The sequence below is a fragment of the Microbulbifer mixtoriginis (SeqCode) genome, assembly GCF_052467515.1.
Map to the genome: position 1 here is coordinate 158,045 of NZ_CP174314.1, position 26,697 is coordinate 184,741.

The following is a 26,697-nucleotide window of genomic DNA, read 5'->3' on the forward strand; positions in this document are numbered from 1 at the left end:
TATTGATTGACGCTATTTAAGTGAGAAATAGCATAGGGGGCATAAACCCTAAGAGTCCTTAAAGTTGACTGCTATCATTTACAATTGATCAAAACCTCAAAACCTCAAAACCTCCGAAGGATGTAAATACGACTTGAATTGTAGGCTTAGCAGTTCTTCAGCGAATACCTTTCACTGCTTTACTTCAAATATTTCTTATGCATCTGAATATTCGGGCGATTCTGGATCATGTTATTCATCTGGCAGTTTTTTGAGTTGTCTAAGCGATAACTTTTTGAGCAATTAGTCGGTCAATGTCCTTAGTGTTAAACCCTAGTGAGCTCAGTAGGGATCGGCTATCGGCACCCAGTTTGGAGCCTGCTTGGTGTTGTATATTTTTCTTTCCATTAAACTTGAAGGGCGTGTTGATCTGTAGGAGAGGGCTGTCACTTTTGGTCTTTGCGTTTACAACCATTTGCCGCTCTTTGAACAATTTACTTTCTGTTGCTTCACTAAAGTTGAGAACAGGCTCAACGCAGGCGTCGAGATCAGAGAAAACATTAATCCATTCACTCAGCTTACGTTGTTGTATAACCTCGGAGATATCTTGTTTCAAGCTCTCTTGCTGATCGCTCTCTAGTACCCGAACCATCCAATCCGGATGCCCAATTCCTTGAAAGAAAGCTTCGGCAAACTGAGGTTCAAGGCTACCAACGGATAGATAGCGGTCATCGGCTGTACGGTAATAATCATAGTAACTTCCACCGTTAAGCAGTTCCATTTCCACCTTAGGATCTCCACCATTTGCGAGAGCACTGGCTCCGCTTATGGCATTCAAAGCATAGGCACAGTCGGTCATACTGATATCGATATAGCTGCCGCTGCCTGTTTGTTGGCGGTGATACACGGCGGCAAGAATTGCCATGGCTGCATGGTGGGATCCACCGGCAATATCGGCAACTTGCATACCACTCAGACTGGGTCCGCTGCTCTGCCGACCGGAATAGCTGGCGAGCCCTGAGAGTGCAAGATAATTGATATCATGCCCAGCACGCATTTTAAGAGGGCCATCTTGTCCGTATCCGGTGATTGAACAATAGATAATATCTGTGCGTATATCACTGAGGTCTTCATAGCCAAAACCAAGCTTATCCATGACTCCTGGGCGGAATTGTTCAATGACAATGTCGTATTCAGAAAGTAGTTTTTCAATAATTTTCTTTGCTTCATGGCTTTTTAAATCTAAAGCCAAAGATTTTTTGTTGCGATTAATTGTTGCATGAGCTGCGGAAACGGGATCTTCACTGTCGATCATAGGTGGAAGCCCCCTAAGCATATCCGGACGATTCGGCGACTCTATACGTAGAACCTCTGCACCCATGTCCGCTAATAACATAGTGGCGTATGGACCTGGAAGCAGGGTGGTGAAATCGAGTATACGTAGGCCTTGCAGGGGGGTGATAGATTTATTCATTACTTATTTTATATATTATTATTTGGAGGTTTACGTAAAGGAATTTTCAGAAGTTAAACATGTAATTAATCTTTTGTATGACAAGTATGAACGAATTGTGTAGAAAAGTTATATTTATTAGTTGATGGCAAATAGAGATTGGTGTAGTTGAAATCGTAAATTGGACCGGCGATTAATTGTTCTCTTATTAATACAGTGGCAGGGTGAACCCGGCGATAGTGTAGACCGCCGGGTTATTGCATTTAGTTATCACGGAGAATTTCACGGGAAATAATGAGTTTCATGATTTCATTCGTTCCTGCATAAATACGTTGTACCCTGGCGTCAGCCCAGGATCGGGCAATAGGATACTCCCACATATAGCCGAATCCACCATGGAGCTGAACACACTCATCCAGCATCTTACATTGGAAGTCGGTAGCGAGTAATTTGGCTTTTGCTGCAGTGGCTACATCAAGCTTTTTCTCGTAATGGAGTTCCAGGCAACGATCCACAAAGACTCTGAGGGCAGAGAGTTCACTGTCCAGTTCCGCCAGCTTGAACTGTGTATTTTGAAACGCGGCTATCGGTTTTCCAAAGGCTTTGCGGTCTCGTACATAGTCAATAGTCCACCCTAATGCTGCTTCCGCATTGGCAATGGCAAAAATAGCTACACTGAGTCTTTCCTGCGGTAATTCCTGCATTAGGTAGACAAAACCTTGGCCTTCAGCTCCCAGTAAATTCTCCTGGGGTACTCTGACATCATCAAAGAAAAGCTCGGAGGTATCCTGAGCTTTCATGCCAATTTTTTCTAGATTATTGCCTCTTTTGAATCCTTCCGATTTGGCATCAACCAATAACAGGCTTACTCCGGAAGCCCCTTCACTGGGGTCTGTTTTTGCAACAACGATAACTAGATCGGCGTGCTGGCCATTGGTTATAAATGTCTTGGAACCATTGAGTAGATAGTGATCGCCACGCTTGATTGCGGTTGTTTTTACTCCTTGCAGATCGGAACCCGCGCCGGGCTCTGTCATGGCGATGGCCGTTACAATTTCACCGCTGATACATTTAGGTAAGTACTCCTTTTTTTGCTCTTCACTGCCGTAATTAATAATGTAGGGTACGGCAATATTGGAGTGCAGCCCCCAGCCGATGCCAGAAAGACCTGCACGGGCGATTTCCTCATCGATAATAGAGTTATAGCCGTAGTCCAGCCCAAGGCCGCCGTAGGATTCGGAGATTTGAGGGCAGAGAAAGCCCATTTCACCGGCTTTATTCCAAAGAGCACGATCGACCTGCCCATCTTTCTCCCACTGGCTGTGAAAGGGGATGGCCTCGTTTTCGAGGAACTTTCGCACGGTATCGCGAAAATGCTCGTGGTCTTCGTTGTAAACGGTTCTCGGTATCATTCTGAACTCCAACATTCGTTTTTATTATCTGGAATTGTAGACTCTTCGCATTTGTGCAATTGCGGGACTGCCCGGCCGTGGCAGCCCCGATAATTCTGCTGAGTCTTCTCGCTCATCAGTGACTTCGCAGTCTTTATGTGACTAATGGGTATCCTTCAACTCCTCTCTGGACTCGGCGAGTGCTATTAATGTTTCCGGGGGAGAAAATCTGTCCCCGTAGGTTTCGGCAAGTTTTTGGGCGCGCTGTACAAAAGCTTCAACGCCATATTGGTTAATATATTGCAGGGCTCCGCCGGTCCAGGGAGGAAAACCAATACCAAAAATTGAGCCGATATTGGCCTCTCGCACGCTGCGTAGCACTTTTTCTTCGTAGCAGCGCAGTGTCTCTATGGCCATGATAAATAACAGGCGCTCCTTGATATCCTCAACAGGGGGTTGTTTGGCCGCTGGAAACTCCTGCTGCAGGCCTTGCCAAAGGTGTTTCTTACCCCCTTCTGGATAGCTGTAAAAACCGCCACCCGCCAACTTGCCGGCGCGGCCAAGTTCCAGCATATGATCAATTACAGATTCTGCAGGATGTGTGGGGACACTTTTACCCTCCTTCTGCAGGTCGTTAATTGTCTGTTGGCGAATCTTTCCCATTAAGGTGAGAGAGACCTCATCACTCACAGCTAGAGGCCCTACTGGGAATCCGGCCAGGGATGCGGCATTTTCAATCGTGGCGGGATTTATCCCTTCGCCAAGCATGCCAATTCCCTCATTGGTAAAGCAGCCAAATACTCGAGAGGTGAAGAAGCCTCGGCTATCGTTAACAACAATCGGCGTCTTGCCGATTTGTAAAACGAAGGCGAAAGCCTGGGCCAAAGTCTCTTCACTGGTTTGCTTACCACAGATGATTTCCACCAGCGGCATTTTGTCTGCCGGGGAGAAAAAATGCAGGCCGATAAAGTTATCTGGCCGAGCAGAGGCCTGAGCCAGGCCGGTAATTGGTAGTGTGGAGGTGTTGGAGGTGAAGACAGCACTGCTATCCAGTTGGGCTTCTGCCTCGCGGGTAACTTCGGCTTTTAACTCTCGGTCCTCGAACACTGCTTCAATGATCAGCTCACAACCGCTCAAGTCGGCGGCATTATCTGTTGGGTGAATATGAGACAGGATAGTCTGTACGTGTGCCTCGTCTGTTCGGCCGCGCTCCAGACGTTTTTGCAGTGCCTTTTCTGCATAGTTTTTACCTTTTAAGGCTGCCTCGGTGGAAATGTCTTTCAGCACAACCTCAATGCCCTTGCTGGCACAGGCATAGGCAATGCCGGCACCCATCATTCCGGCCCCGAGTATGCCGATCTTTTTGATAGCTGTGGTTTTCGATTCGCGTGCGGCTGGTGGGAGAGAGGTGCCGGCCTTCAGCGCGTTAAGAGCAAACCAGAAGGTGCCGATCATATTTTTTGCTACTTGACCGCAAGTGAGGTCGACAAAGTAACGCGATTCGATACGCGTGGCGGTGTCGAAATCCACTTGGGCGCCCTCGATAACCGTCGCCAGTATCGCTTCAGGAGCGGGCATACAGCCGTGGGTTTTCTTTTCCAGCATGGCGGGGGCAATCATCAACAGCTGGGCATTTTTAGGATTTTTGGCGTCACCGCCGGGCATACGGTAACCGGGCTGGTCCCAGGGCTGTAGGCTCTGTTGTTCACCGTTGCTGAGGATATGGTCCCGAGCCTTATTGAGCAGCTCTCCGGTATTTTGGGCTGTCTCATGGATTAAACCACTTGCCAATGCTTGCTTGGCTTTTACCTGCTTACCTTCCAGCAGGAAGGGCAGTGCATTTTGAATACCTAGCAAGCGGGGCATACGTACACAGCCTCCACCACCAGGCAGCAGCCCAAGGGTGACTTCCGGTAGCCCTATTTTTACTGAGTTCTCTTCCAAGGCGATCCTATGATGGCAGCTGAGGGCAATTTCCCAGCCGCCGCCGAGAGCGGCACCATTGATTGCCGCTACAACAGGTTTGCCCTGAGTTTCTAGCCAGCGCAAGTTTCCCTTAAGGGCCTCACAAGAGTTAAAAAACTCCTGAGCCTCACTTTTCTTTGCGGCATAGAGGGACTTGAGATCGCCGCCGGCGAAAAATGTTTTTTTAGTGGAGCGAACAATAATCCCCGCATAGTCCCACTGTTTTATCTCCTCCACCGCGGCCTGTAGTGAGTCTGTAAAATCCCGATCCATTACATTGGCGGAGGCATTGGGGTTGTCCATAATCAGGTGGACAATGTTATCGCTGTCTCTTTCCAAGCGTATAGATTTCATATTTTCCCCCTAGACTCTTTCGATAATAGTTGCCACGCCCATACCGCCACCTACACATAGAGTGACCAAGCCATAGCGCAACTGACGTTGCTCTAATTCATCAAGCACGGTGCCAATTAACATGGCACCAGTGGCGCCGAGAGGATGACCCATAGCGATAGCGCCGCCGTTGACATTGATCTTCTGCGGGTCGATATCCAATTCATGTTGGAAGCGCAGCACTACTGCAGCGAAGGCTTCGTTGACTTCGTACAGGTCTATGTCATGGGCACTTAGGCCCGCAGCCCTGAGGGCTTTGCGAGCGGAGGGAGCGGGTCCAGTCAGCATGATGGTGGGCTCGGTGCCGACGACTGCGGCGGAGACGATACGTGCCCGGGGTGTCAGGCCCAGGTCTTTTCCGGCCTGCTCACTGCCGATAAGAATGGCGGCGGCGCCGTCCACAATGCCTGAGGAGTTTCCTGCGGTATGTACGTGTTCGATAGCTTCCACCTGGGGGTAGCGGGAAATCGCTACGCTATCGAAGCAGAGGTCGCCCATGGCAGTAAAAGATGGGGAGAGATTGGCAAGCCCCTCCATGGAGGTTTCTGGGCGCACCAACTGATCGCGATCGAGAAGTAACAGGCCGTTCTGGTCCCGCACGGGGATTACGGATTTGTTGAAGGCACCACGTTGCCAGGCACTTGCAGCCTTGCGCTGGGAGTGCAGAGCAAAGTTATCCACATCTTCCCTGGAAAAGCCCCCCAGCGTGGCAATTAGGTCGGCTCCGATGCCCTGGGGTGCGAAGCCTGTTTCTATGGCGGTTTGTGGGTCCATAGCCCAGGCACCGCCGTCACTGCCCATGGGCACCCGCGACATAGACTCAACGCCACCGGCCACTACAAGCTGTTCCCAGCCAGAGCGGACCTTGGCGGCGGCTAAATTAACAGCTTCGGCACCGGAGGCACAAAAACGGTTTAAGGTGACGCCGCCAATATCCCAGTCCCAACCGGCACTGAGTGTGGCGACCTTGGCGATGTCAGCGCCCTGCTCACCGACAGGTGTTACGCACCCCATTACCACATCATCGACCCTGGCCGTATCCAGTTGGCTGCGCTGTTGCAATTCGCGCAGCAGGTTGGAGAGTAGGGTGATGGGTTTGACTTCGTGCAGCGCGCCGCTGGGTTTTCCTTTGCCACGCGGGGTGCGGATTGCATCGTAGATATAGGCTTCACTGGGCACGGTTATGGCCTCTTTATTTTTGATTGTGGGTACAACCATAGTTGTGTGGGGTTTCGGCGCAATGATGAAAGACGCCAGGGGGGGTGACGTGGTTGTCAGCTCAGATAATTAATGCAGCGAATCTTTTTACTTTACTTATTCCAAATCAAACTAACTCGATGAGTGGTGTGCCGTACACTCAAATAAGGCGCTTTATTTTTTATTTTCGGCCAGCGAATAGCAGCCGATTAGATTGTATTTAAGCCGCAATAGCCCCACCGAAAAATTTAGTTGTGGGTTTTGGCTCACAGGAAAAAGCCTTTATCTGGGTTGATTCATCACCAACACCATTTAAAGAGTGGCTTTAGCTTGCGGTTGTCTGGCAGTGAGGATCGACTATGGCAGAGAATCTACTGGAACTGGCGGCGAGCCAACTGGGCAGCTCGGGTATCGGTACCCTGGCATCTGCACTCAACCTTCCGGCAGAGAAAGGTCAGTCAGCACTGGATACTGGAATCGCATTTGTTCTTGCAGGCATGCTGAATAAAGCCAGTAGTAAAACTGGTATGGCTTACTTGTTCAATATGGTTACGGACACTGAAGTTGCTGATCTCCCCAGTGTTTTGCAGCATTTTGCAGATAAGGCAAAGTTGGAAGCCTCACTGCCAGCCGGTGATGCCATGCTGCAAAAAGTATTTGGTACCCGGGTCGAAGAAGTGACCAAAGTAGCCACTACAGAACTGCCGGGTAATGAAGGTGGCCACCTATTAAAGTTGGTGTTGCCACTGGTGATGGCCCTGCTAGGCGCTCAGGTAAAAGCCAACAAAATGGATGTCTCTGACTTGGCTTCATTTTTAATTGGTCAGAGAGAGTTTTTACGCAACAAGGTCCCTGATGCACTCCTGGATGCTCTTGATGTAAAAGGGTTTGATAATCTGGGGGCCGCCCTGGTTACCCATGGCCATGCCAAGCCTCAGGAACCTCGGGAACAAGCCCTGCATGGCCATGTGGAAAAGAAAAAGCCCGTAAGTTTTAGCAGCTGGTTTTTTCCGTTATTAGTGGTACTAATTGCCCTCTATGCCTTAAATATGTGCATGGACAAGGGTAGGCAGGAGGAAGCGGCAGGCCAGCCTTTTGAGACTCCACAGGAACAGGCCTTTATGGAAGCGCCCTCACAGCCTGCTGGCGATACTCCTCCCAATGAAAATAGCGCCCAGGCTCAGTTGGGCCCGGATAAATTCTCTAGTAACTTGCGGGATTACTTGAAGAGCTTTGATCGGGACCCGAACCAGGAATTTATTCTGCGAGTGAAGTTTGAAAAGGGCACGGCAAAAATTCTTGATCCCCAGTCCGCAGATATTGATGCACTTGCACAAATTATGCAGGAAAACCCACAGCTTACGGTTGCTATTGAAGGGCATGTACAAGGGGAGGGCAATGAAATTAAAGAGCAGGAAATTTCGCAAGAGAGAGCGGATGTTGTGCGGGAGCTGTTGCTGCAAAAGGGGATTGCGGCTAATCGTATGACGGCCACCGGTATGGGATCCGCTAAACCTGTGCAGGAAAGTGAGACAGGGCAAACAACACCGCAGCCGATGAACAATGAGCGTATTAGTGTACGAGTGGTTAATAGCGAATAGATATTTTCACAATCTTGGCAAGCAAATAGCCCTACATTTCTGTGGGGCTATTTATTTTGTGAAGCGATAAAAAACGCCCATTAATGTTGGAAATTTAACGCTGGCAATCAGCTGCGAAATTTCTCGCGGTAGGCGCCGGGGGCGAGGCCGGTCCATTTTTTAAATGCGCGATTGAAAGCACTGGGTTCAGAAAAGCCGAGTCGTTCGGCGATTTCTGCCACTGCGGTTTCCTGCTGTTTTAGCTGGTACACGGCCATATCGCGGCGTACAGAGTCTTTGATGTCCTGCCAGCTGTTGCCCTCGTCTTTTAGGCGCCGGCGCAGCGTTTGCGGGGAGGTGAACAGGCGTGCAGCCACATCGTCGAGGGAGAGATTTTCAATACTGTTCTGTTGTTGCAGCATACGGCGTATACGACCGGTAAAGCTGTGGTCAGATTTATATTGGGTGAGCAGGCACTCCGGTGCTCTGGATAAGAAGTCTGCCAGTTGCTGTTCATCCCGCACCAGCGGCATTTGTAAATAGCGGGTATTAAAAACCAGGCAGGTTTCAGCCTGGTTGAAGTAATGCCGGCACGGGAACATATCGCAGTAGTCCTCATTGTAATCCGGTGGCGGGAAGGCCAATAACACCCGTTCGAGCAAAATGGTGCGATCAACCAGCCAACTGAAAAAGCGCAGCCAGATAACGGCAATGGACTCTACGAAAATCTGATTAGGCAATTGTTTTTCGTTGCTGTGATGAATGATCAGCCTGGCCTCTTCGCCATCCTCTACCAGCTTGATATGCAGGTCGTCGCTGACCATGCTGATAAAGCGTGCTGAGCGCAATAGAGCACGCCGCAGGTTGGGGCAGCTGATGCAGGCGTGGCCCATCATGGCAAAAGTACCCGGTAGCCAGGGGCGGGCTAAAAACCCGCCTGACTCATCATTCAATAAATCCCATTCAAGGCGCAGTAGACTGGCCATCTGCTCACGGCCGATGCGGCTGTCGGAATCTTCAAGATGGGCGGGATCTATCCCGCTGTCCCGCAGCAACTGTTGGCAATCCAGCCCCGCTGCCTGGGCGCCCACCAGCTGGGCGCGAACTACTGCGGCGAGGATACCTGGGTCCGCATCGCGGAGTTTGGGAGTCTCGCTTTCCACTGTCTCAGCCCTCAACGTGATCTTGTTTGCTGGGTGTAATTTTTACGTGCAAGCAGAGATTATGCGCAAAGCGAGCGTGAAAGTCAGGTTTATCCCCAGCGGGTGTAAGAAAAGGGCAACTCTGGCGAGCTGCACGGTAAAGTAGCGCTAATGAAAACTGTAGCTATTGCAGCTTTTTCCACGAAGTTAGACGTATGTTCATTGATTTATCGCCACCACTTATCAGATAGAGTGTAAGTGGTCGTAGCAATATCACTTTTCTTCGCTCTTTGCGTGAGGAGCAAGTCCTCCAGTATTTGGCTATGTTTTTCTCCAGGCGTAGGGAGTATAAATGGTCCAACAAACCCAATGATCAGCTTTTGGATAAAGCGTCTCGTAGGGTGGCTATAAATTAGACTGAAAAGTCAGATAAGATAAGAATAACCTAAACATGCCAATGAGGGAGTGGCCCGATGCCGTCAGCATCCGTCGAAAGCCAGCTGAATCCGACTATTTGTCGGCGTATGTTGATCGCCTATCTGATTGAACAGATTCCCCGCCCCAACAATCCAGCCCTGGAAGAGGCAACCGGGTGGCCGCGACGCACGGTTCAGGACATTATTGCCAAGGGGTTACCAGGCCACGGCACACAGGTGGAGTTTATTCAGGAGGGGGTGCGCCATAATGATGGCTATTACCGGCTTCACGACTGGGGCTCATTCGACCGCAATTGGGTAACAAGCAACTTATCGGTGATCTGTCGGGTGCTGGGAGTCAGCATCGAATAGCCTTTTCTTCGTGGATACTCACCAATAAAGCATCTTATTTATTCTGAAAACCAGCTGACCGGAATTAGCACAAACACGTAGGCACAATTGAAAAGTTGCGCCGACCAGTGGCCGGCGACGAAATCCAATTATTTGTTAATTGAGCAGATTGGCAGTGCAGTGAGTTATTGTGTCGGAATTACTGCGGTTTTTGGTTGTGTCCCTGTTGCAGTATTTTATTGACCTTTTCCAGTAGGGCTGGATTAGATTTAATACTGCTGGCAATTTCCTGATATTTACTCTTTGATAACCCTGCCTTTTCTATAGCTGCGACCATCTTGCCCTGCGCCTCCTTGTTGAGGGCTTCAGCCTCTTTGATATCTGCAGCGGCCTTGAGCTTGGGGGCATACTCCCGGCTCAACATCACGATTGAGCGATAGGCATCAGCAAACTGCTTGAGCTGAGGTTCACTGAAGGAGACTTTTGGGGCCTCGGCCTGTGAAGTTGCTGTCTGGGCGGTCGCAAAGGGCACTGTGAGCAACAAGGCGAAAAGAGCGAGATATTTAAAAGGGAATTTCATTGGGCACTCCTGAAAGTTGGGGGGCGCTTTTGCTTCTACAGAGCAATACCCAGTCACACTGCTCAAATGCCTGGGTGTTGCTGCGGAATCCATCGGTAATTGAAAGCGTTGGCAATCAACTCTGAGACATTAGTTTCAGGGTAGTCAGTTTCAGAGCGGCTGTGGCGCCATTCCCCGCCACCGCAGCAATTTTTATCGGCGGTGGCTCAGGGCTAAAACAGGCCGAGGAACTTCCTGCGTTTTGGCAGAGACTGCTCACAGCTGTTGAGTTGTTGCTGGTAGCGCTGCGCTTTTGCCGAAACCTTGTGGGAAACCTTCTTGAGCCAGGCTTTATTTTTAAAACTACGCCGATTAAAGCCGCCGTGCCCCTCGTGGTAAGCTAGGTAGAGGTGGTAAGCGTCGCGAGTGCGGATTTGGCAGCGGCGCGCACTGGTATTGTTATACCAGCCAACAAAATCGATGGCGTCGCCAAAATCATCTCGATCGGCGCCATAGTTAAAGCTGGAGCGTTGATATCCGCGCCAGGTGTTGCCGAGTGCCTGGGCGTAGCCATAGGCATCTGAGGGCCGAGGACCGGGAATAAAGCCGAGGATCTTGGTGCGCGGGGGGCGCGCATCATGCACAAAGCGCGACTCTTGGTGCAGAATGGCCATCATAACGGCCACAGGTGATCCCCATTTCTCCTCGGCAGCCTTGGCTTCCCGGTACCAGCTCTTCTTCTCACGAAAAATAGAGCAGATATTATCGAGGTTGCTCGGCGGGCTTGTGGCACAGCCCGCGCTCAGTGTCACGGCACCCAACAGTGCCGCCAGCAGTTTCTTATTCTTGTTTTCCATAATGTCTCTAGATTATCCAGCGGTGATGGTTTTCACTCCAGAGCTGGTGCCGAGCAGCAGTACATCCGCTGGGCGCTTGGCAAAGATTCCGTTAGTGACAACGCCGGTGATATTGTTGATTGCGTCTTCCAAGTCCTTGGGTTGCTCGATCTTCAAGTTATACACATCCAAGATGGCATTGCCATTATCGGTAATTACACCCTGGCGATAGACCGGGTCTCCTCCCAGCTTTACCAGCTCGCGGGCTACCAGCGAACGGGCCATGGGAATGACTTCCACCGGCAGGGGAAAATCGCCCAAAGTCTCTACCCACTTACTGTCATCGGCAATACAAACAAATTCCTCAGCACAGGCGGCGACAATTTTCTCGCGGGTCAGGGCCGCACCACCGCCTTTGATCAGCTCCAGGGCGGGGTTAGTCTCATCGGCACCATCCACATAAAACTGCATGCCATCCACGCTATTCAGTTCATAGACCGGGATACCGTGGGCCTTGAGTCTCTGTGCGGAGGCTTCAGAGCTGGCGACGGTGCCGTCAAATTGGCCTTTGATCTCTGCCAGGTAGTCGATAAAGAAATTGGCTGTGGAGCCGGTGCCGACGCCGACGATGGAGTCGGCCTCCAGGCGCGGGGAGATATAGTCGATGGCGGCGCGAGCAGTAGCCTGCTTCAGTTCATCCTGGGTCATACGCTGGATAGTTTCCTGTGCAATTATTTCTGCTTTATCTATTTCTTTCGATAAAAAAAAGCGCAATAAATCTAAAAAAATGGCAATTATGCTGATCAAGGCTTAGACTGGCCTGCCGGTGTTGCGCTTGCGGCGGCTCCATGACCGCCCACTCCTGCTACTACGCTTGCCTGAGTCGCGCACAGAAATTAACCGCAACGGCAGTTGATACACGCCATGCCCAAGTCCTATATCAAGCGCATTTTAGACGCGCGCATTTACGATGTCGCCATTGAGACGCCTTTGGAGCCAATGCGCCAGTTGTCCCACCGTCTGGGAAACCGAATTTTGCTCAAGCGGGAAGACCTGCAGCCGGTTTTTTCCTTCAAGATTCGAGGCGCCTATAACAAGTTACTGCAACTGCCCCCGGAGCAACGTGCGCGCGGAGTAATTGCCGCCTCTGCGGGAAATCATGCCCAGGGGTTGGCAATGGGTGCCGCACAATTGGGGGTGCGCGCGACTATTGTGATGCCAAAGACCACCCCGCAAATTAAGGTCAGCGCCGTTCGTATGCGCGGTGCTGAGGTGGTGCTGTACGGGGATACTTTTGATGAGGCGGCCGGCCGTGCCCGCCAGCTGGTGCATGAACGCGACTTGGTATTTGTACATCCTTATGACGATCCGGATGTGATCGCCGGACAGGGCACCGTAGCCATGGAGTTATTGCGCCAGCATTCAGGTAATCTCGAGGCAGTTTTTATCCCGGTAGGCGGCGGCGGGCTTGCTGCGGGCATGGCGGCTTACATTAAATATGTGAGGCCGGAGACCCGTGTCTATGCCGTGGAGCCAGAGGAGGCGGCTTGTCTTAAAGCGGCCCTGAAGAGTGGTGAGCGGGTCCGCTTGCCGCAGGTAGGGTTGTTTGCCGATGGCGTTGCGGTGGCACAAGTTGGCGAGGAGACCTTCCGTGTGTTGCGTGAAACAGTAGATGATGTGATCACGGTGAGTACCGATGAAATTTGCGCGGCGATCAAGGATATTTTTGAAGACACTCGCTCAATTGCCGAACCGGCCGGGGCAGTAGGCTTGGCCGGCTTAAAAAAATATGCAGAGCAGAGTGGTGGCCGCAATGTGGCTCTGGCGACGGTGTGTAGTGGTGCCAATATTAATTTTGACCGGCTGCGTTATATCAGTGAGCGCACAGAAATTGGTGAGAAACGCGAAGCGGTGCTGGCCGTGCGTATTGAAGAGCGACCGGGCAGCTACCTGCGCTTTTGTCGCGATCTTGGGGACCGTGCTATCACCGAGTTTAATTACCGTTATGCAGGGGATGGTGAGGCGCATATTTTTGTCGGCTTGCAGGTTTCTGCTGGCAGCGACCGCAGCCAGTTGGTAGAAGAGTTGGAGCGCAAAGGTTATAGCGTGACAGATCTCACCGATAATGAAATGGCCAAATTACATATCCGCCATTTAGTCGGTGGGAGAGTTCCGGGCTTGTGCCACGAGGTGGTCTACCGCTTTGAGTTTCCGGAGCGCCCCGGTGCGCTGCGGAAATTTCTCGAGCAATTAGCGGGCCGTTGGAATATCACCCTGTTTCACTACCGCAATCACGGTGCCGCTTACGGCCGGGTTCTAGCGGGTATGCAGGTTGACCCCTCTGAGCGCGAGGAGTTATTGGATCTGTTGGAGCAACTGCAGTTTCCCTTTTGGGATGAAACTGAAAATCCCGCTTACAGCTTCTTTCTGGGTAGCTGATCCCAATTTGGGGGCATGGCGAGAAAGGTATCTCTTCACTTTCTTTTCGAGTAGACCAGGGTTTAAGTTTTGTCGAACCCCCTTGAGCAAAAATGCGACAAAAAACGCAGAAATTATTCAATAAACGGTTACTATTCCGACGATTGTTCAGTATCTTCTTTTGTCGTGGAACTTTTGCTATGGCTTAGGTCATAAGCGGGGTGAAACGCATATAACAAAAAAATTGATCGTACAGGATGGTCCCAATGAAAGCCGATGCGCTGACAATCGCCGTGGTTGTCTTTGTCGCGGGCGTTCTGCTGAGTACTAGTGGTTTGACCGAGGTATTTGCCTCGGAAAAAGAACCGCCAGCTGCTCTGCAAGAGGGAGTGGTTACCCGTTAGGCTGATGCCGGGGGGCGCTCTGCCCAAGCACAACAAAAAAGGCCGGATACCTATGGTGTCCGGCCTTTTTTGTTTGTGCTTTTGCGCCTAGCTAGTTTTTTATAGGCCGGTGAGTGCTCAAAAACTTTGGCATTATGTGATGTTTGTCAGAGAGTTGTTGCTCACGAATTACCGGCAACGATAGATACGCTTCTCTGTCACCACCATATCGAGAGGAATATCCCAGTTATCCGTTGGCAGCTGATCCACACATTGCAATTGGTGGGCGGCGCCAATTAGCAGTGGTCCACTACCGGGCAGCAATTGTTTGTGTTCAAAGGTACGATCATAAAAACCCGCGCCCATCCCCAGACGGGCGCCATTGGGATCGAAAGCCACCAGTGGTACCAGCACTAGGTCTAATATGCCTGCGGCCCGGCTGGGGCTTCGCACTGGCTCAGGAATATCGAAACGGTTTCGAAAAGGTAGCGGGCTGCCATTCCACTGCTTGAAGCCCAGGTGTGGGTGTGGTTCCACCGGTAGTATTGGCAGGTAGAAGCGCTTCTTCGGAAAGCGTTGTAATAGAGGGCGAACATCTAACTCACCATCCATTGGCCAGTAAATACCAATATGGAGGGCGCGCTTCATCTGCGGAATTCGGTTCAGCAAAGTGATGGCAGAGCGGCCATGCAGACGCTGTTGGTAGGCACTAAGCTGCCTCCGCCCCGCGCGCATACGCCGTCGCAGCTGCGTTTTATTTTCGCTCATGAATTGGGGGAGTATAGGAAAAGAAATGGAAACCCCGAGTGTGCGGCTGTAGACGGAGCCTTGAACCGTAAGGTTCAAGGTGGCAGTCTCCGGGGCACATAAGGCTTTCCGCTACATGGCGGACCTGCACACCAGCACCCGCTGGAAACCACCAGGGTAAGATTATCGGCTCAAGGACATAGTCTGCTGGCCAACACCCCAGGGTATGTATTAATTATAACTTGTTGAAAGGGGGGCTGTTAACCGCAAATTGGGATGTTTTGCGGCACTGCTGGCAAAAGTTATGACTGGGCCTCGCTTTCTGGGTCGGTATCCCCCAGGGCGTTTTGCATCTTATTTTGAAGTCGTTCCAGGATTTCTTTCTGTAGGGGGATACTGCTTAATTCCGCTTTCGCTTGGATAAGTTCGTGGGCAATATTGAGCGCGGCCATCACGGCAATACGCTCTACGCCAATAACGGTGCCGGTGGTTCGGATTCGAGACATGCGCTCATTAAGTAATTGAGCGGAAGCCTGTAGTCCCGCACGCTCGCCGTCGGCACAGGCAACGCGGTACTCTTTGCCGAGAATGGAAACGGTGACGGTTTCAGAAGTTAATGCAGAGTCTGCCATCAGGATTCTTGCGTAAGCCCTTTGAGACGATTAATCATGGCTTCAACCCGCGAACGGGCGGCCTCATTATTTTTAATTAAGCGCTGGCGTTCGCGCAGCCAGTCGGCTTCCTGCCGGCGCAGTTCACGATTGTCATTAGCCAGCTGTTGGCAGCGGGCGATCAGTGAATCCACGGTGCTTTCTAACGCTTGCAGCTTATCCATATTTCCTGCGTTTGAGGTCTACGTCTGAGTTCGCAACACGACAGACTGCGAGGGATTCCGCTACTATATTGCCGGCGAAATGGTGGGTCAATCGCTCCACCTGCGTGGACAATCACAAAATTGTCCTTAGAACCCCGATTCTCATGCCTGCTGCTGCCACCGCAGCGCATCGAATCCATCCCGATTAAGAAAAACTGTGCGGTAATCATGACTTCAGAAAACAACCGATTTGAGCAGCTCGCCAATGCCATTCTCTCCGCGGGTGGTCAGGTGGACCCGAGTGAGTTACACGGCTTTACCTGTGGCGTGTTGGCTGCTGGCGCCGAACCGGATAAAAAACGCTGGCAAAAAGAACTGGCGGAGTTGCTCGACCTTGAGGCGGTACCCGCAGATCTAGATCGGGACTTATTGCAATTGGCGGAGGAAAGCCGCAAGCAGCTGGGTGGATCGGATTTCTCTTTTCAGCTGCTCCTCTGCGACGATGAAGATATTGTCAGCCGCACTCTGGCCCTGGGGCACTGGTGTGAGGGTTTTTTACACGGGTTTGGCATCGGTGGAGCAGAAGTAAAGATGCAGCCCACCAGTGAAGAGGCGCTCAAAGATATTGGAGCTATCTCCCAAGTTGATGCCGATCACGTTGAAGAGAGTGAAGAAGCTGAACAGCAATTAATTGAGTTGCAGGAGTATGTGCGGGTTGCGGTGCTCAACATATTTACCGAAGTGCGCGGCAGCCACTCCGGCAGCGGCCCCACCGTCCACTGATGAGCGGCAGCGAAAGCGCAAAAGATCCGCTGATTAGCGGGGCGGAATATGCCCTGCGACGCGCCCGGCTTATGGCGGGGTTGGCCCCGGATAGCCTGGCGATCATCTCATCGGCTGGGGAACAGCTGCGCTCCCGTGATACCTACTTTCCTTTTCGACAGGACAGCGACTTTCTCTACTTAACCGGATTCGATGAGCCGGAATCATTACTGGTGCTTCTACCCGGCCGCAGTCAGGGAGACACGTTGCTGTTTTGTCGCGAGCGCGATAAAGAGAAGGAACTTTGGGATGGGCCACGTCTGGGACCAGAACGCGCAGTAGCTCAATTTGGTCTTTCGGATGCTTTTCCCATCGGCGACCTCGACGATATTCTGCCCGGATTAATGGAAGGGCGAGAGCGTATTTACTTCCCTATGGGGCGCTATGCCCATTTGGATCGACGGCTGCGCGCTTATCTACAGGCGATACAGGAGGCGCCCTCCAGCAAGGGGGCGCCGGAAATGCTTGACCTGGATTATCAGTTGCGCGAGCTGCGTCTGCTCAAGAGCGAACGGGAATTGGATTTGATGGCCCGTGCAGGGGAAATTAGCGCTGCTGCACATCACTGCGCCATGGTGCGCTGCCAGCCGGGACTTTACGAATACCAGTTGGAGGCGGCTCTCTTACATAGCTTTATGGATGCTGGTGCCAGGGAAACTGCCTACCCGACAATAGTCGGCAGCGGTCGCAATGCCCTGATTATGCACTATTGCAGCAATAAGGCACGGATGCGCGATGGCGACTTGGTATTGGTCGATGCGGGTTGTGAATACCGGGGGTACGTCGCCGATATTACCCGAACCTATCCGGTCAATGGCCGTTTTAGTGATGCGCAAAAAGCAGTGTATGAAATTGTCCTGGCGGCGCAGGCGGCAGCAATGGAGCAGGTTTGTGTCGGCAACCACTGGGATCAGCCCCATGGTGCCAGTGTTGAGGTAATCACACGCGGCTTGCTGGACTTGGGGCTGTTGCAAGGAGACTTTCGTGAACTGATCGATTCGGGTGCCTATCAGCGTTTTTATATGCACCGTGTTGGGCACTGGTTGGGTATGGATGTCCACGATGTGGGCGACTATCGGGTACAGGGCGCTTGGCGGCAGTTGGAAGCGGGCATGGTGATGACTATAGAGCCCGGTATTTATATTCCGGCAAACGATGATCGCATACCTCTGGAATTTCGCGGTATGGGGATTCGTATTGAAGACGATGTCGCGCTCACTGCCGAAGGTGTGAGGGTTTTGTCTGAGGGTGCTCCAAAAGCCGTGGCAGACATTGAGTACACCATGCGCCATGGGCGGGATTTACTGACCCGCTAATTTAATTTGAGATTTTATTATTCAGTGGGCAGAGCTATTTAGACCACTGGGTAAGGGAGGTTTCCATGAATGAGCCGCTAGAGCGGGTAGATGTGGCCATTGTTGGTGGTGGTATGGCCGGTGCCAGTCTGGCACTGATGCTGGCACATTTCTGTCCTCACCTCAGCGTCCAGTTATTGGAGCAGAGGGCTCTGCCCAATGCCTCAGCGAGTGTGCAATTGCCCAGCTTTGATACCCGCGCCACAGCGATTGCTGCCGGCAGTCTGCAGCTGTTTGAGCAGCTGGGTCTCTGGCCGGCACTGCGGGAGTACAGTGCTCCAATCAAACGTATCCAGGTGAGTGATCGCGGCCATGCCTTTGGCGCGGCCCTCTCTGCAGGCGCACAGAAGCAGGCCAGTTTTGCTGGAATGCTGGGAGCAGTCATCGAAAATGCGGCGCTGGGGCCCATCCTGCACAATGCTCTAAATGACACTGCGGTCAGGCTAATCTCCCCAGCTCGGGTAACTTCGGTGCGCATGGATAGTGAGGGCGCTAACTTGCGTTGGACAGCCGTGGATGGCGGTTCGGAACAGGTATTGAAATGTGACCTGTTGGTTGTTGCTGACGGTGTCGATTCACCGCTGTGCAAGCAGCTGGGCATGGAAATTGACACAGTAAAGTACCAACAGAGGGCGTTGGTCACTACTGTTGCTCTACAACGGGACCACGATGGCGTTGCCTATGAGCGCTTCACTGCATCCGGCCCCATGGCGCTGTTGCCTCTACCTCGTCGTGAGGGAGTACACCGCGCCGCTGTGGTTTGGGCCTGTGCCGAAGAGGAGGCCGACGTAGTTTGTGCGCTGCCAGAGCAGCAGCGCTTGCAGCGCTTGCAACAGCAATTTGGGTGGCGAGCCGGTCGATTTATCAGAGCTGGGGCCCTACAAGGGTATCCTCTCAGTCTTTCTCTGGCTCGTGAGCAGTGGCGTCGCAACCTGGTTTTGTTGGGTAATTGTGCCCACTTCTTGCACCCGGTGGCGGGTCAGGGGTTTAACCTGACCCTGCGCGATTGTTATGCCCTGGCCCAGTCACTGGCGCGGTCGCAAGTGCAGAGTGGCGCAGTGGGGCAGCTGGAGTGGCTGGCGGCCTATGGGGAAAACCGAAGGCTCGACCAGCAGTTAACCGTAGGTTTCAGTGACCGAATCCCGGCATTGTTTTCCTCGGCTAACCCTTTCCAACAAGTAGTACGCCAACTGGGGATGCTTGGCCTTACACTGGTACCGCCACTGCGGCAGCAGTTTGCCGGGCAGGCGGCAGGATTTGGGCTTTAACCCCAAGCCAAAATGGCGGGGTTTCAAGCGTTGCACCGCGATGGGCGTTAAATTTGGCACAACAGTGGAATTGGCTAGATATGAATAGACACCGTTTGGACTTTGCCATTGTCGGCGCGGGAATGGTGGGTATGGCTCAGGCAGCACTGCTCGCTGTGCGCCACCCAAATATGCGCTTGGCGCTGTTGGAGGCTTCTCCAGAGACCACTGTGCAGCAATCCGATAGCTACGAGCCGCGGGTTGTGGCGCTTACCCAGGCGTCACGTGAGTTGCTCGAAGAGGTTGGAGCCTGGGAGGATATCTCCGCGCAACGGGCCTGCCCCTACGTGGAGATGCGCGTTTGGGATGCTGATGGCACTGGCTCGGTGCGCTTTAACAGCCGCGATGTGCAATTGCCCAATCTGGGGCATATCGTCGAGAACAATATTATCGTCGCCGCTTTACGCGCGCGGCTAGAGGCCCTGCCCAACGTTGAGCTGGTTAATGGCTTCCGCTTGGAGAGCTGGTGGCGCGACTGTGGACTCTGGCATTTACAGCCGCGGGGCGAGCAGTCTGATGATGGGGTCGAAGGTTTGCGCGAGCAGGCTGAGATAGTGCAAACACGCCTGCTGATCGGCGCTGATGGCGCTCGTTCCAAGGTCCGTGATTTATTGCGCATCCGCTGCCAGGAAACCGATTACCACCAGACCGCTCTGGTCTGTGTAGCCCGCTGTGAGAAATCCCACCGACACACCGCCTGGCAACGCTTCATGCAAAGCGGCCCCTTGGCCTTCTTGCCGATGGCCGGCCTCGGAGACGACAACCACTGTGCCGTGGTTTGGTCGGCGGATGATTCTCTCGCGCGTGAATTACTGATGCTGGATGATCAGGCGTTTGCCCTCAATCTTGAAAAGGCCATTGAGAGCCGCCTCGGTAAAGTGGAATCCGTCAGTGAGCGTTTCTCTTTCCCCCTGCGCGCGCGCCATGCAGAGCGCTACCACGGACCCGGTGCGGTGCTGGTTGGGGATGCCGCTCACAGTATTCACCCACTTGCGGGGCAGGGGGTTAACCTGGGCTTCCAGGACGTACGCGTACTCACCGATGAAATAGATCGCGCTTTGTCACGCGGCCTGGAGCCGGCACATACCTCGGTATTGGCGCGCTATGAACGCCGCCGCCGTGGAGATAATGCCTCGACATTAAAGGCTATGAGCGCCTTTAAATCCCTGTTTGGTGCTGGAGATTTGCACTGGCGCTGGCTGCGTAATACCGGCTTGAGTATGGTGGACGCCAGTCCCATGCTAAAGAAGCGTATTATCTTGCGGGCTATGGCGGTTTAAATCGGATCTGTCTTAAATTACCCATCGGCCAGACCAAAGCTGGCCGATGGGTATATCAATAAAACCGTTAGAGCAGCCTGCCTGCCAGCTGATAATTTACCTCCGTAGCACAAGCCGGAATTAAGGGTTTCCCGAATTGAGTCAGTGGATTTTTGTTTACAGTTTCCCCCTCTCCAAGGATCTTGGTGCGCTGGCGCGGTTTATCCAGCGCCACCAGTTACCTTTGCGTATCACCGAGGAAAAAAATCAGCAGTTACTACTCTGCCCGGATGCTGGTTTGGCAGAAATGCTTAAGCCTCTACTGCAGCGTTGGGATTCTGGTGAGCTGGATCTCGATCAGGTACAAATGCAGAGGGCAGAGGAGCGAGAGTCTGGCAGTGAAGAGGGGCAAACCTCTGCGGCTGAAACTGACAGCCAGCTTGGAAATACAGGGGATAATCCCGGTAAAAAACACAGTGATGCGGTCTCTGTCCTGCCAAGTTTTCCGTTGGACAGGACTCCACTCAGCCTTTTATTAATTGCGCTGTGTTTTTTTGGCTGGTTTTTACAGGTTAATAATTTATCCAGTGGCTTATTAATTTACCCCGATCCAAATGCTGCGGACTCTTTTTCACAATCCTCACTGGCCTGGCATTTGGAGCGGGGGCAGTGGTGGAGAATATTCACACCAGCAGTTGTGCACTTCTCTCTGCCCCACGCACTGTTTAATGCCCTGGGGATCTGGATTCTGGGCAGGCCAATAGAGGCCCGTGGTGGCAGTATTTTATTTGTTGTATTGGTGCTGCTCGGCGCCGCCACCTCCAATCTGGCCCAGTATTTTTGGCAGCCTGGGATTCTTTTTGGCGGTATGTCTGGCGTCGTTTATGCCTTGGTCGGTTTCGCCTTGGTTTTACAGCGTTTTCAGCCTTTGTGGCGGGATATACCTGCAGGAATTCTCACTGTAGCCCTGGTGTGGCTGCTATTGTGCGCTCTGGGTGTTGTGACTCTATTAACTGGCGTTGGGGTGGCTAACGCCGCTCATATCGGTGGGTTACTCAGTGGCTTAATAATTGCTCTTGTGTACAGCGCATTAAGAGGTCCGCGAAGATTTGCCTCCGTGTAGAGAGTTTAAATATAGGGAGGATGATAAGCCATTATCGCGTAGTGCGATCTCTTATGGTTATCGAAATGTCTTATAGGGATCGTTAATGTTTATCTGAATTCAGGCTCAGGATGGAAAAATTAACAAAAAGTACCCGATCTTTGTTCCAATGAATTGGTCTGATTCAGCCTTTATTTCCTTATTGATTGAGACGAGCTGAGTGGCCTGAGAGCTGGTCGGAATAGTGGGCCAGTGGATAATTGCGTACTCTATCTTCCCCAGGGTGCGTTTGACACAAAAGGCATAAAATATCTCTCTGCATTGTTACTCAGCATTAGGCATGGACTGTTAATGTTGAGATTAGGAGTCGGTATTTTCTCTCTCTCCGCCTTGTCCTAAGCGTTTCCCCGTATACCTCCGAAAATATCAATAAATCCAGGAAGGAACTCTTATGAGATGTATTTTCGTACTGATATCCTCGCTCTTACTAACAATGGCTGCTGGAGCTGAAGAGGCTCAGCGCTTGTCAGCCGAAGTGCTTTGGAAAATAAAGCGCGTGGGCACTCCAGTGATTTCTCCCTCTGGTAAACAGGTAGTAGCCCCTGTGACAACTTTTGATCTTGAAAAGGATAAGGGGGAAACCCGCCTGTGGTTGCTCTCTACTGATGGTGGTATCCAGAGGCCATTAACGGCTGTTGGGCTCAGTGTTTCGGAGCCGGTATTTTCCCCAGATGGTAAACATTTGGCTTTTATTGGCAAACGAAGTGATGACGATATCAAGCAAATTTTGATATTGCCTATGGCTGCTCCCGGAGAGGCGGTGCGTTTGAGTGAGGTACCGACTGGTGTCTCATCGATAAAGTGGGTGGGGGACCACCTTTATTTTATCTCGCGTATTTGGCCGGATAAAGCGCCGGAAGAAATGGCTGGCCGAGTTAAGGAAGAAAAAGAGAAAAAGGTGTCTGCCTATGTCTGGAATGCATTGCCTTTTTCTTTTTGGGATAACTGGATAGATGAGCAGCGGCAGGCGCATGTATTCCGAATCCCAGCCAAAGGCGGTGCGGTAGAAAATCTGACTTTGAGGACGGGTTTAAAGCTTCCCAACTGGATCCAGGGGGCAGAAAGTTATGACGTATCGCCCGACGAGTCACACCTCGCTATTGTGGCCGATTCCAAGAAAAGTGGTACTCGCCCAGACTTCGATGTGTTCCTGCTGGAGCCAGGTTCCCCTAAAGCCAGAAATTTGACCTTGGCCAATGAGGCGCCAGACTTCAATCCAAAGTTTTCACCGGATGGCCGTTTGTTAGCCTTTAATCGCCAGCTTATATCGGGTTTTTATGGTGATACGCGCCGCCTGGTGGTACACAGGTTGCGCTCTAGGCAGAACACTGTTTTACATGAGGAATGGGATAGATCCACGGATGGTATGGTTTGGGCACCCAGTGGGGGTGGTCTCTATGCCGCAGTCGACGACCAGGGCTCTCGGCGAATTTACTATCTGCCCGTCGGTAATGGCGACCCAAGAGTAATCACCGATTCGACCGACTTTAGTAATTTGTCTGTTGCCAGTGATGGCACTCTGGTAGGTATTAATCAGAGCTTTCTCTATCCGCCAAGGGTGGTCAGTATTGATGCAAGAAATGGGGGAGTGGAGCGGCTGGATAGCTTTAATGATGATTTATTTGCCAATGTCGATCTGGGAACTTACGAGTCGGTGACATTTACCGGAGCGGAAGGTGCCGATATACAGATGTGGGTGCATTATCCACCGGGCTTTGATCGGAATCAGAAGTATCCATTAATGCTGTTACTCCACGGTGGGCCACACAATGCCGTCACCGATACCTTTCATTTTCGCTGGAATGCGCAAACCTTTGCCTCTTGGGGCTATGTTACCGCCTGGTTTAATTTCCATGGCTCCTCCGGGTTTGGTCAGGCATTTGCAGATTCCATCAATCCAGACTGGCTCAGTCGGCCGTATACCGACACCATTGCTGCAGCCGATTGGTTTAAATCGCAGAGTTGGATAGACAAGGATCAATTAGTGGCAGCGGGAGGCAGTTACGGTGGCTATTTGGCGAGTATTCTATTGGGTCGCGAACATCCATTTAATGCCCTGGTAATTCATGCTCCGGTGTATAACCTCTACTCCATGCTGGCAGCAGATTATTCGGTACACGGGATTCGCTTTGGCGAATATTGGCAGAGCCCGGAGATTTACCCCTCAATTTCACCGCATACTTATGCGGCTCAATTCAAGACGCCGAGCTTGGTTATTCACGGTCAAAACGATCTAAGAGTGCCGGTTGGCCAATCCTTCGAGTTGTTTCGCACTTTGCAAGAGCGCGGTGTTGAATCGCGCCTGATTTACTATCCCGATGAAAACCATTGGGTACTAAAACCGAATAATTCGTTGCACTGGTACGGACAGGTGCGTGAGTGGGTTGAGCGCTTTGCCGCACCTAATAGGGGCACCGAAGCCTCTGCCAGTGTAACGAAGTAAAGCTCGTTGGCAACTGGAGAGAGTTGGCTTTCTCTCCACTTGGTTTGTCCTGGAGCCTCTGTCGGTAACGGCATGAGGCTCCAGGTATACGCAATAAGTCCTGGATAAAACGCTTTTCTGGCCAATGCCTTACTCTCAACGGAAGATTGGCCGGTTAAATTCATTTTTATTGCGGCTTTGATGCTTTCTGGGCTTGTTGTGTCACGGACAGTGCGCAAGAATTCAGCTCTAATTCTGCTGTAATCAGGGATATATGTTTCTCTTAATTACCTATATTTTTATCGCTCTCGGCTTTTCCTTTTTGTGCTCGATTGCCGAGTCGGTCATTCTCAGCGTCACCACGCCCTATGTGAGACTTCTTGAGAGGGAAGGGCACAAAGCGGGGCCTCTGTTGCGCAAGTTGAAAGGGGATATCAATGCGCCCCTGGCCGCGATCCTTACCCTGAACACTATTGCCCATACTGCTGGTGCCGCTGGTGCTGGTGCCCAGGCTGCAGCGGTTTTTGGCAACCAGTACCTGGGTATTGCCTCCGCAATCCTCACCTTGTTGATTCTGGTGTTCTCGGAAATTATTCCTAAAACCCTAGGGGCGGTTTACTGGCGTCAGCTGGCTCCATTTACTGCCTACGCGTTGCGCGGACTGGTGTGGTTGCTCTACCCCTTTGTGAAAATGTCCGAGTGGCTCACACGGGGCTTATCGCACGGACCCACCCTTACGGGCTTCAGCCGCGATGAGTTTGCGATTATGGCGGAGATCGGGGAGGCCGAGGGCCAGCTGGAGCAGCGTGAGTCCAGTATTCTGCGTAACCTGTTTTTTACCCTGCGCGACCATTCTGTACGCGAGGTGATGACGCCGCGCACTGTGGTATTTTCCCTGCCCGAGGACGCCACTCTGGCTGAGGTCTACGAGGAGGTGGAAAGGGGGCGCTTCTCCCGTATCCCGGTATATGAAAACCGCGATCAGGACTGTGTGGTGGGGTTTGTACTTAAACAGGAACTACTGCTCGCCTATGCCAAGGGTGAGGGCGAACGTAAATTGTCCGAGTTCCGCCGCGAAATGTTGATGCTGCCGGAAACCGCCACTATATATCAGGCCTTCCAGAAAATGCTGTCGCGCCGGGTGCAGATCAGTGCGGTATTGGATGAATACGGCAGCCTGGAAGGGGTGGTTACCCTTGAAGATCTTCTCGAGACTCTGCTCGGTGAAGAGATTGTCGATGAAGCGGATAAAACTCCGGATCGCCAGGAGCTGGCCAAGCGCCTGTGGCGCTGGCGCTCAAAGAGACACGGTCTCAAGGTGGATGAATCTGCGCAGCAGGAGCAGGATACTGAGGAGGCTGGTGAGGGTCGTGATGGCCGAGAGGGGCGCGATAGCTAATTTCTACATCTGATAGCTTGTGCTTTCCCTGCCGGTGGCCCCGACGGAATCTTTGACGGCCTCCGGCGGGCTCTACAGGTTTTGATTCCGATGGCTGCTAGGCTTCTGTGCAGATATGTCGCAGGCCATTGCCTGCTGGCAAGGTCTGTACCCAAGCCGCTAGAATACGCCGCTTCGGAACCTGACGGACTGAGATTTTAAAATGGGAAACAGAACGCCTCTGTATGACACACATGTCGCTATGGGCGGCAAAATAGTGGATTTCGGTGGATGGGATATGCCGCTGCACTACGGTTCGCAGTTGGATGAGCACAACAAGGTGCGCACCGATGCGGGAATGTTTGATGTCTCCCACATGACCGTGGTCGATGTCGATGGCGCTGACGCCCGCGACTACTTGCGCTACCTGCTGGCCAACGATGTGGCCAAGCTCGATGGCAATCCCGGCAAGGCACTTTACACCGGCATGCTGAATGAGAAGGGCGGCGTGATTGACGACCTGATCGTCTACCTGCGCGACCCCGGTTATCGCGTGGTGGTAAACTGCGCAACCCGCGAAAAAGACCTGGCTTGGATGAACAAGCAGGCGGAATCTTTTGAGGTCACTCTCACTGAGAGACCTCAGCTGGCGATGATCGCCATTCAGGGCCCTAACGCTCTCAGCAAGACGAAAGAAGTTTTGGGTATCGACTGGACTGCGGCGATTGATGCGCTGAAAGTGTTCCAGAGCGTGGCCCGCGGCGAGTGGTTTGTGGCGCGTACCGGCTATACCGGTGAAGATGGCCTGGAAATCATGCTGCCCGGCGAAGATGCCAGTGGTTTCTGGCGTGCTTTGGCCGAGGCTGGCGTTGCCCCCTGTGGCTTGGGTGCGCGGGATACTCTGCGCCTCGAAGCGGGTATGAACCTGTATGGCCATGAAATGGATGAGGAAACCTCTCCACTGATCGCCAATATGTCCTGGACCGTCGCCTGGGCGCCGGAGAGCCGCAATTTTATCGGCCGCGCAGTGCTGGAAGAGGAAAAGGCTAAGGGCATCGAACACAAGCTGGTCGGGCTGGTTCTCGAGGAACGCGGTGTTCTGCGTGGGGGTCAGTATGTGATGGTGGACGGTAGCGAAGAGCGCGGTATCATCACCAGCGGAACCTTCTCGCCTACCCTGGGTTACTCCATCGCCCTGGCGCGGGTGCCGGCCAGCGTCGGCGATACCGCTGAAGTGGAAATCCGCAAGAAACTGCAGCCGGTCAAGGTGGTTAAGCCCTGCTTTGTGCGCAACGGCAAATCGGTTATTTAAGCGCGGCACCACAGGTGTCAGCGCCATTCAGACAATATATACAGATGCTTAATCAA

23 protein-coding genes and 1 other RNA gene are annotated in these 26,697 nt (G+C 52.3%); 12 read left to right on the forward strand and 12 right to left on the reverse strand.

Translation table 11 applies throughout. From position 1 onward, the window contains the following. Positions 1 to 259: 259 nt before the first annotated feature. The 4 genes from ACJJIT_RS00700 to ACJJIT_RS00715 all read right to left on the reverse strand — a co-directional run bounded on the left by ACJJIT_RS00700 (position 260) and on the right by ACJJIT_RS00715 (position 6,360). The gene (locus ACJJIT_RS00700; protein WP_444899626.1) at positions 260 to 1,453 is read right to left on the reverse strand and encodes a CaiB/BaiF CoA transferase family protein; all 1,194 of its coding nucleotides are present in this window, start codon (positions 1,451 to 1,453) and stop codon (positions 260 to 262) included. A gap of 242 nt (positions 1,454 to 1,695) precedes the next feature. Continuing rightward, a complete protein-coding gene (locus ACJJIT_RS00705; protein WP_444883005.1) occupies positions 1,696 to 2,844 on the reverse strand; it encodes an acyl-CoA dehydrogenase family protein in 1,149 nt (382 codons plus the stop codon). Between the two features lie 141 nt (positions 2,845 to 2,985). Then, positions 2,986 to 5,142, reverse strand: a complete 2,157-nt coding sequence (locus tag ACJJIT_RS00710; protein ID WP_444899627.1) for a 3-hydroxyacyl-CoA dehydrogenase NAD-binding domain-containing protein — start codon at positions 5,140 to 5,142, stop codon at positions 2,986 to 2,988. Positions 5,143 to 5,151: 9 nt separating this feature from the next. Beyond that, complete coding sequence (locus tag ACJJIT_RS00715) at positions 5,152 to 6,360, reverse strand: acetyl-CoA C-acetyltransferase (RefSeq protein WP_444899628.1); 1,209 nt, start codon at positions 6,358 to 6,360, stop codon at positions 5,152 to 5,154. Positions 6,361 to 6,737: 377 nt separating this feature from the next. Here ACJJIT_RS00715 and ACJJIT_RS00720 point away from each other — a divergent pair, with 377 nt between their 5' ends. Then, positions 6,738 to 7,979, forward strand: a complete 1,242-nt coding sequence (locus ACJJIT_RS00720) for an OmpA family protein (RefSeq protein ID WP_444899629.1) — start codon at positions 6,738 to 6,740, stop codon at positions 7,977 to 7,979. Positions 7,980 to 8,086: 107 nt separating this feature from the next. Here ACJJIT_RS00720 and ACJJIT_RS00725 read toward each other — a convergent pair whose 3' ends face one another. Continuing rightward, on the reverse strand, positions 8,087 to 9,121 hold the full coding sequence (locus ACJJIT_RS00725) for an AraC family transcriptional regulator (RefSeq protein WP_444899630.1): 1,035 nt from the start codon (positions 9,119 to 9,121) through the stop codon (positions 8,087 to 8,089). 452 nt (positions 9,122 to 9,573) lie between these two features. Here ACJJIT_RS00725 and ACJJIT_RS00730 point away from each other — a divergent pair, with 452 nt between their 5' ends. Continuing rightward, positions 9,574 to 9,888 (forward strand): helix-turn-helix domain-containing protein, encoded by a 315-nt coding sequence (locus ACJJIT_RS00730; RefSeq protein ID WP_252083600.1) that lies wholly within the window; start codon positions 9,574 to 9,576, stop codon positions 9,886 to 9,888. Between the two features lie 178 nt (positions 9,889 to 10,066). Here the strand turns inward: ACJJIT_RS00730 and ACJJIT_RS00735 are convergent, their stop codons facing one another. The 3 genes from ACJJIT_RS00735 to rpiA form a co-directional block, all read right to left on the reverse strand. Continuing rightward, entirely contained in the window at positions 10,067 to 10,447 is a 381-nt protein-coding gene (locus ACJJIT_RS00735) for a DUF4168 domain-containing protein (protein WP_252083599.1), read from the reverse strand. 212 nt (positions 10,448 to 10,659) lie between these two features. Further along, complete coding sequence (locus ACJJIT_RS00740) at positions 10,660 to 11,283, reverse strand: transglycosylase SLT domain-containing protein (RefSeq protein WP_444899631.1); 624 nt, start codon at positions 11,281 to 11,283, stop codon at positions 10,660 to 10,662. A gap of 12 nt (positions 11,284 to 11,295) precedes the next feature. Further along, on the reverse strand, positions 11,296 to 11,970 hold the full coding sequence (gene rpiA, locus ACJJIT_RS00745) for a ribose-5-phosphate isomerase RpiA (protein ID WP_252083597.1): 675 nt from the start codon (positions 11,968 to 11,970) through the stop codon (positions 11,296 to 11,298). Between the two features lie 216 nt (positions 11,971 to 12,186). Here rpiA and ilvA point away from each other — a divergent pair, with 216 nt between their 5' ends. Together ilvA and ACJJIT_RS00755 are read left to right on the forward strand one after the other, a co-directional pair. Next, entirely contained in the window at positions 12,187 to 13,701 is a 1,515-nt protein-coding gene (gene ilvA / locus ACJJIT_RS00750; protein ID WP_444899632.1) for a threonine ammonia-lyase, biosynthetic, read from the forward strand. Positions 13,702 to 13,946: 245 nt separating this feature from the next. Beyond that, positions 13,947 to 14,084 carry a hypothetical protein gene (locus tag ACJJIT_RS00755; protein WP_252083595.1) on the forward strand — a complete coding sequence of 46 codons (138 nt, stop codon included), beginning with the start codon at positions 13,947 to 13,949 and terminating at the stop codon, positions 14,082 to 14,084. 168 nt (positions 14,085 to 14,252) lie between these two features. Here the strand turns inward: ACJJIT_RS00755 and ACJJIT_RS00760 are convergent, their stop codons facing one another. The 4 genes from ACJJIT_RS00760 to ACJJIT_RS00775 all read right to left on the reverse strand — a co-directional run bounded on the left by ACJJIT_RS00760 (position 14,253) and on the right by ACJJIT_RS00775 (position 15,645). Then, positions 14,253 to 14,831, reverse strand: coding sequence for a 5-formyltetrahydrofolate cyclo-ligase (locus ACJJIT_RS00760; RefSeq protein ID WP_444882996.1), 579 nt, complete (start codon positions 14,829 to 14,831; stop codon positions 14,253 to 14,255). A gap of 27 nt (positions 14,832 to 14,858) precedes the next feature. Next, positions 14,859 to 15,039: non-coding RNA, 6S RNA (ssrS, locus tag ACJJIT_RS00765), on the reverse strand. Positions 15,040 to 15,112: 73 nt separating this feature from the next. Further along, positions 15,113 to 15,442, reverse strand: a complete 330-nt coding sequence (locus ACJJIT_RS00770; protein ID WP_252083593.1) for a cell division protein ZapA — start codon at positions 15,440 to 15,442, stop codon at positions 15,113 to 15,115. Continuing rightward, on the reverse strand, positions 15,442 to 15,645 hold the full coding sequence (locus tag ACJJIT_RS00775; protein WP_152455364.1) for a TIGR02449 family protein: 204 nt from the start codon (positions 15,643 to 15,645) through the stop codon (positions 15,442 to 15,444). Before ACJJIT_RS00775 ends, ACJJIT_RS00770 begins: the two co-directional genes overlap by 1 nt. Positions 15,646 to 15,765: 120 nt before the next feature. On the opposite strand from ACJJIT_RS00775, the gene ACJJIT_RS00780 reads away from it, so the two are divergent. The 8 genes from ACJJIT_RS00780 (at position 15,766) to gcvT (ending at position 26,641) form a co-directional block, all read left to right on the forward strand. Next, the gene (locus tag ACJJIT_RS00780; protein WP_444882995.1) at positions 15,766 to 16,407 is read left to right on the forward strand and encodes a UPF0149 family protein; all 642 of its coding nucleotides are present in this window, start codon (positions 15,766 to 15,768) and stop codon (positions 16,405 to 16,407) included. Continuing rightward, on the forward strand, positions 16,407 to 17,762 hold the full coding sequence (locus ACJJIT_RS00785; RefSeq protein WP_444899633.1) for an aminopeptidase P N-terminal domain-containing protein: 1,356 nt from the start codon (positions 16,407 to 16,409) through the stop codon (positions 17,760 to 17,762). The genes ACJJIT_RS00780 and ACJJIT_RS00785 overlap by 1 nt, the downstream gene beginning before the upstream one ends. Positions 17,763 to 17,827: 65 nt before the next feature. Then, complete coding sequence (ubiH, locus tag ACJJIT_RS00790) at positions 17,828 to 19,069, forward strand: 2-octaprenyl-6-methoxyphenyl hydroxylase (protein ID WP_444899634.1); 1,242 nt, start codon at positions 17,828 to 17,830, stop codon at positions 19,067 to 19,069. A gap of 80 nt (positions 19,070 to 19,149) precedes the next feature. Further along, positions 19,150 to 20,388, forward strand: a complete 1,239-nt coding sequence (locus ACJJIT_RS00795) for a UbiH/UbiF/VisC/COQ6 family ubiquinone biosynthesis hydroxylase (RefSeq protein WP_444899635.1) — start codon at positions 19,150 to 19,152, stop codon at positions 20,386 to 20,388. A 136-nt stretch (positions 20,389 to 20,524) separates the two neighbouring features. Beyond that, complete coding sequence (locus ACJJIT_RS00800) at positions 20,525 to 21,490, forward strand: rhomboid family intramembrane serine protease (RefSeq protein ID WP_444899636.1); 966 nt, start codon at positions 20,525 to 20,527, stop codon at positions 21,488 to 21,490. A gap of 430 nt (positions 21,491 to 21,920) precedes the next feature. Beyond that, on the forward strand, positions 21,921 to 23,972 hold the full coding sequence (locus ACJJIT_RS00805) for a prolyl oligopeptidase family serine peptidase (RefSeq protein ID WP_444899637.1): 2,052 nt from the start codon (positions 21,921 to 21,923) through the stop codon (positions 23,970 to 23,972). Positions 23,973 to 24,225: 253 nt separating this feature from the next. Beyond that, a complete protein-coding gene (locus ACJJIT_RS00810) occupies positions 24,226 to 25,350 on the forward strand; it encodes a CNNM domain-containing protein (protein WP_252083587.1) in 1,125 nt (374 codons plus the stop codon). A 202-nt stretch (positions 25,351 to 25,552) separates the two neighbouring features. Next, positions 25,553 to 26,641, forward strand: coding sequence for a glycine cleavage system aminomethyltransferase GcvT (gcvT, locus tag ACJJIT_RS00815; RefSeq protein WP_252083586.1), 1,089 nt, complete (start codon positions 25,553 to 25,555; stop codon positions 26,639 to 26,641). The last annotated feature ends 56 nt before the right edge of the window (positions 26,642 to 26,697 follow it).

What these genes read in the sequence shown, in the direction of transcription:
- ACJJIT_RS00700 (WP_444899626.1), bottom strand. Translation starts at nt 1,453, where the DNA reads ATGAATAAATCTATCACCCCCCTGCAAGGCCTACGTATACTCGATTTC.
- ACJJIT_RS00705 (WP_444883005.1), bottom strand. Translation starts at nt 2,844, where the DNA reads ATGATACCGAGAACCGTTTACAACGAAGACCACGAGCATTTTCGCGAT.
- ACJJIT_RS00710 (WP_444899627.1), bottom strand. Translation starts at nt 5,142, where the DNA reads ATGAAATCTATACGCTTGGAAAGAGACAGCGATAACATTGTCCACCTG.
- ACJJIT_RS00720 (WP_444899629.1), top strand. Translation starts at nt 6,738, where the DNA reads ATGGCAGAGAATCTACTGGAACTGGCGGCGAGCCAACTGGGCAGCTCG.
- ACJJIT_RS00730 (WP_252083600.1), top strand. Translation starts at nt 9,574, where the DNA reads ATGCCGTCAGCATCCGTCGAAAGCCAGCTGAATCCGACTATTTGTCGG.
- ACJJIT_RS00735 (WP_252083599.1), bottom strand. Translation starts at nt 10,447, where the DNA reads ATGAAATTCCCTTTTAAATATCTCGCTCTTTTCGCCTTGTTGCTCACA.
- ACJJIT_RS00740 (WP_444899631.1), bottom strand. Translation starts at nt 11,283, where the DNA reads ATGGAAAACAAGAATAAGAAACTGCTGGCGGCACTGTTGGGTGCCGTG.
- rpiA (WP_252083597.1), bottom strand. Translation starts at nt 11,970, where the DNA reads ATGACCCAGGATGAACTGAAGCAGGCTACTGCTCGCGCCGCCATCGAC.
- ilvA (WP_444899632.1), top strand. Translation starts at nt 12,187, where the DNA reads ATGCCCAAGTCCTATATCAAGCGCATTTTAGACGCGCGCATTTACGAT.
- ACJJIT_RS00755 (WP_252083595.1), top strand. Translation starts at nt 13,947, where the DNA reads ATGAAAGCCGATGCGCTGACAATCGCCGTGGTTGTCTTTGTCGCGGGC.
- ACJJIT_RS00760 (WP_444882996.1), bottom strand. Translation starts at nt 14,831, where the DNA reads ATGAGCGAAAATAAAACGCAGCTGCGACGGCGTATGCGCGCGGGGCGG.
- ACJJIT_RS00770 (WP_252083593.1), bottom strand. Translation starts at nt 15,442, where the DNA reads ATGGCAGACTCTGCATTAACTTCTGAAACCGTCACCGTTTCCATTCTC.
- ACJJIT_RS00775 (WP_152455364.1), bottom strand. Translation starts at nt 15,645, where the DNA reads ATGGATAAGCTGCAAGCGTTAGAAAGCACCGTGGATTCACTGATCGCC.
- ACJJIT_RS00785 (WP_444899633.1), top strand. Translation starts at nt 16,407, where the DNA reads ATGAGCGGCAGCGAAAGCGCAAAAGATCCGCTGATTAGCGGGGCGGAA.
- ubiH (WP_444899634.1), top strand. Translation starts at nt 17,828, where the DNA reads ATGAATGAGCCGCTAGAGCGGGTAGATGTGGCCATTGTTGGTGGTGGT.
- ACJJIT_RS00795 (WP_444899635.1), top strand. Translation starts at nt 19,150, where the DNA reads ATGAATAGACACCGTTTGGACTTTGCCATTGTCGGCGCGGGAATGGTG.
- ACJJIT_RS00805 (WP_444899637.1), top strand. Translation starts at nt 21,921, where the DNA reads ATGAGATGTATTTTCGTACTGATATCCTCGCTCTTACTAACAATGGCT.
- ACJJIT_RS00810 (WP_252083587.1), top strand. Translation starts at nt 24,226, where the DNA reads ATGTTTCTCTTAATTACCTATATTTTTATCGCTCTCGGCTTTTCCTTT.
- gcvT (WP_252083586.1), top strand. Translation starts at nt 25,553, where the DNA reads ATGGGAAACAGAACGCCTCTGTATGACACACATGTCGCTATGGGCGGC.